Annotated in this window: 3 protein-coding genes; 1 reads left to right on the top strand and 2 read right to left on the bottom strand. The window is 55.0% G+C overall.

What is annotated here, in order from left to right:
- Together oadA and ACTH5D_RS17730 are read right to left on the bottom strand one after the other, a co-directional pair.
- A partial coding sequence (gene oadA, locus ACTH5D_RS17735; RefSeq protein ID WP_441673538.1) for a sodium-extruding oxaloacetate decarboxylase subunit alpha occupies positions 1-1,408 on the bottom strand: 1,408 nt, incomplete at its 3' end.
- 88 nt (positions 1,409-1,496) lie between these two features.
- The gene (locus ACTH5D_RS17730) at positions 1,497-1,754 is read right to left on the bottom strand and encodes an oxaloacetate decarboxylase subunit gamma (RefSeq protein ID WP_441673536.1); all 258 of its coding nucleotides are present in this window, start codon (positions 1,752-1,754) and stop codon (positions 1,497-1,499) included.
- 139 nt (positions 1,755-1,893) lie between these two features.
- Between ACTH5D_RS17730 and ACTH5D_RS17725 the strand changes: the two genes are divergently transcribed.
- A complete protein-coding gene (locus ACTH5D_RS17725; protein WP_441673534.1) occupies positions 1,894-2,871 on the top strand; it encodes a tRNA dihydrouridine synthase in 978 nt (325 codons plus the stop codon).
- The last annotated feature ends 190 nt before the right edge of the window (positions 2,872-3,061 follow it).

Raw genomic sequence — 3,061 nt, 5'->3', positions numbered from 1 at the left:
TGACTGCCTGAGGAACGGGCTCAAAAGCCTCTGGATTGTCGCGATTCTTGAGGAATTTCAAACCAATTTGCGGGAACAAGGCATAGGTCAGCACGTCATCGACTTCGCGCTGCCCCTCCGCCAAGCGGATGCCCTCAGTGCTGGCCTTGTCTTTAAGTTCGGCGGCCAACCTATCCATTTCAGGCGCAAGATTGTCCGCTGGTCGGCAGGTAATCGGCTCGCCGCCTTCTAATACGCGCTTTTGCAGCTCGGTATTAAAAGGTGCTGGTGCAGCACCATACTCACCTTTGAGCAGCGCCTGGACCTCTTTGGAGATTGACTTATAACGCTCGCCCATCATCACGTTCATGACGGCCTGGGTACCAACAATTTGTGAGGTTGGCGTAACCAAAGGAATAAACCCCAGGTCTTCACGCACACGTGGAATCTCGCTCAGCACGTCGTCGAGCTTGTCTCCAGCGCCTTGCTCTTTAAGCTGACCTTCCATATTGGTCAGCATGCCGCCCGGCACCTGGGCAATCAGAATGCGCGAGTCGATCCCCCGCAGAGAGCCCTCAAAGGCGGCATATTTTTTACGCACTTCGCGGAAATAACCGGCAATATCTTCCAGCAGTTCAAGCTCTAAACCGGTATCGCGGTCGGTGTCTTTTAGCATTGCGACCACCGACTCGGTAGGGCTATGGCCGTAAGTCATCGACATCGAAGAAATAGACGTATCAACGTTATCAATACCCGCCTCTACCGCCTTTAAAATAGTCGAGGTCGAAAGGCCGGTCGTGGCATGGCAATGCAGGTGTATCGGGATCGACAGTTCTTTCTTGAGCCTCGTGACAAGATCAAACGCCTTGTAGGGAGTCAGCAGCCCCGCCATATCCTTGATAGCCAATGAATCTGCACCCAAACCGGCAATGGTTTTGGCGAGATCGACCCAGCTATCCAGGGTATGTACCGGGCTCACGGTATAAGAAATGGTGCCCTGAGCATGACCTTCTACATTGCGCACCGCCTGAATGGCACGTTCAAGGTTGCGCGGGTCATTCATCGCATCAAACACACGAAAAACATCCACACCGTTGGTTTTTGCCCGCTCCACAAACTTGTCCACCACGTCGTCCGCATAGTGGCGGTAACCTAGCAAGTTCTGGCCTCGCAGGAGCATCGCCTGGGGCGTATTCGGCATGGCTTCTTTTAAGGCGCGGATACGCTCCCACGGGTCTTCGCCGAGGTAACGAATGCAGGCGTCATAGGTGGCCCCCCCCCATGTTTCCAACGACCAGTAGCCAACCTGATCAAGCTTTTCAGCGATCGGCAGCATATCGTCCAAACGCATGCGTGTTGCAAACAGCGATTGATGGGCATCGCGCAGCACGACATCGGTAATGCCTAAAGGGCGTTTTACTTCGTTCATAGTCTTAGCTCACAGTAGAGAACGGCAAGTTTGTTGTAAAATTAACAAAAAATAGCCAAAAAGTAGCTTTAACGAAAAAACTCGAAAGTTAACTACGTCGCGTGGAGCGATAACGGTGCACTGCAGCACTAATGATGGCCACGACCTCGTCATCCGGCGAGGAAGATTCAGAAGAACTTCGTGACTTTCTCCCCGTATCAGCAGCGACAGGTACCGGTTGAAAGCGGCCAATCAGCTTTGACATCAGCGTGACGCTGACAACTAAAATAGCAAGAAAAACAAACACCACCCCCATCCCGAGCGCCATCAATGCCAGCCCGTCCTGCAATAGCTCTTGATCCTGCATAAGACGCTCTCCTTCATTTATAAGTACTGCTCATTGGCATAGGATTACGCCAATGCAATGAAAGGCGCTTGGCGCAGTAAGGGGAATACACTAACCTGCCACACTCAGAATAGAATGCAATGGCGCGATAGTGGAAGTCATGGTTGTTAATTTACTACATAACGGCAGAATTGGCCTAGCCCCCATGGAAGGGGTAATTGATGCGCTCACCCGCGATCTCTTAACCCGCCAAGCGGGGTTCGATTGGACCGTAACAGAGTTCGTGCGCGTGGTTGATGCATGCTTGCCGCCGCGGGTGTTTTACAAGCACTGCCCGGAGCTTGCTCAGCCGCCAGTGGCAACACCAAGCGGTATTCCGGTACATCTACAGCTGCTTGGCTCTGACCCTAGCGCTCTGGCAGCCAACGCGCGCCAAGCGCTCCATTTAGGCGCAATGAGCGTTGACCTTAATTTTGGCTGCCCCGCCAAACTGGTCAATCGACACGACGGTGGCGCTGCACTGCTACGCCAACCGGAACGTGTCTACCAAGCGGTTAAAGCCGTTGCTGACGCGCTGGACGGAGAGATCCCGGTGACCGCCAAGATTCGCCTGGGCTTTTCTGACCGGCGCTTAGCGGTGGCCTGCGCGCAAGCGACTGAAGCTGGCGGTGCGGCACACTTGGTGGTGCATGCACGCACCCGTGACGAAGGCTACCGCCCACCGGCACACTGGGAGTGGATAGGCAAGATTCGTCGGCATGTCAGCATTCCGGTGGTCGCCAACGGCGATATCTGGACGCTTGAAGATTACTGGAAAGCGCGCACGCTCTCGGGATGTGATGATGTCATGCTAGGACGCAGCGCGCTGGCAGACCCCTGGCTGGCACCGCGCATTCGCCATTGGCAGGCAACCGGTGAGCGACTGCCTGAAAGCAGCTGGGCGATGCGCGCAAGCGTACTTCAAGAGTATGCCGCCCTGCAGCGCCAGCACCTGCCGGACCGCGTCGTCGTCTCTTTAGTGAAGCAGTGGCTTGCCCAAATGCGTCAAGGCAGCGACGAAGCTAACCAGAACTTTCAACGCGTGAAGCGTCTCACCGACTTAGACCATCTGCTCGACAACCTTGTGGCCGACGCTTAAACAAAACTAACAACCAAAAAAAGCGCCCAGCCGCAAAAGCGGTGGGCGCTACACACGATCGCAAGACCGGGGCGCGAGCCATATCCGGCCAGGCTACAAACAGGCTTGAAACAGAAAACCCGCTCTCAAGAGAGAGCGGGTTTAGAATCTGGCGCGCCCGGGAGGATTCGAACCTCCGACCCCCTGATTC

Source organism: Halomonas sp. (genome assembly GCF_052095695.1).
GTDB lineage: Bacteria > Pseudomonadota > Gammaproteobacteria > Pseudomonadales > Halomonadaceae > Vreelandella.
Note: the sequence above shows the minus strand (reverse complement) of the source record. Positions and strands in the feature narration are given on the sequence as shown.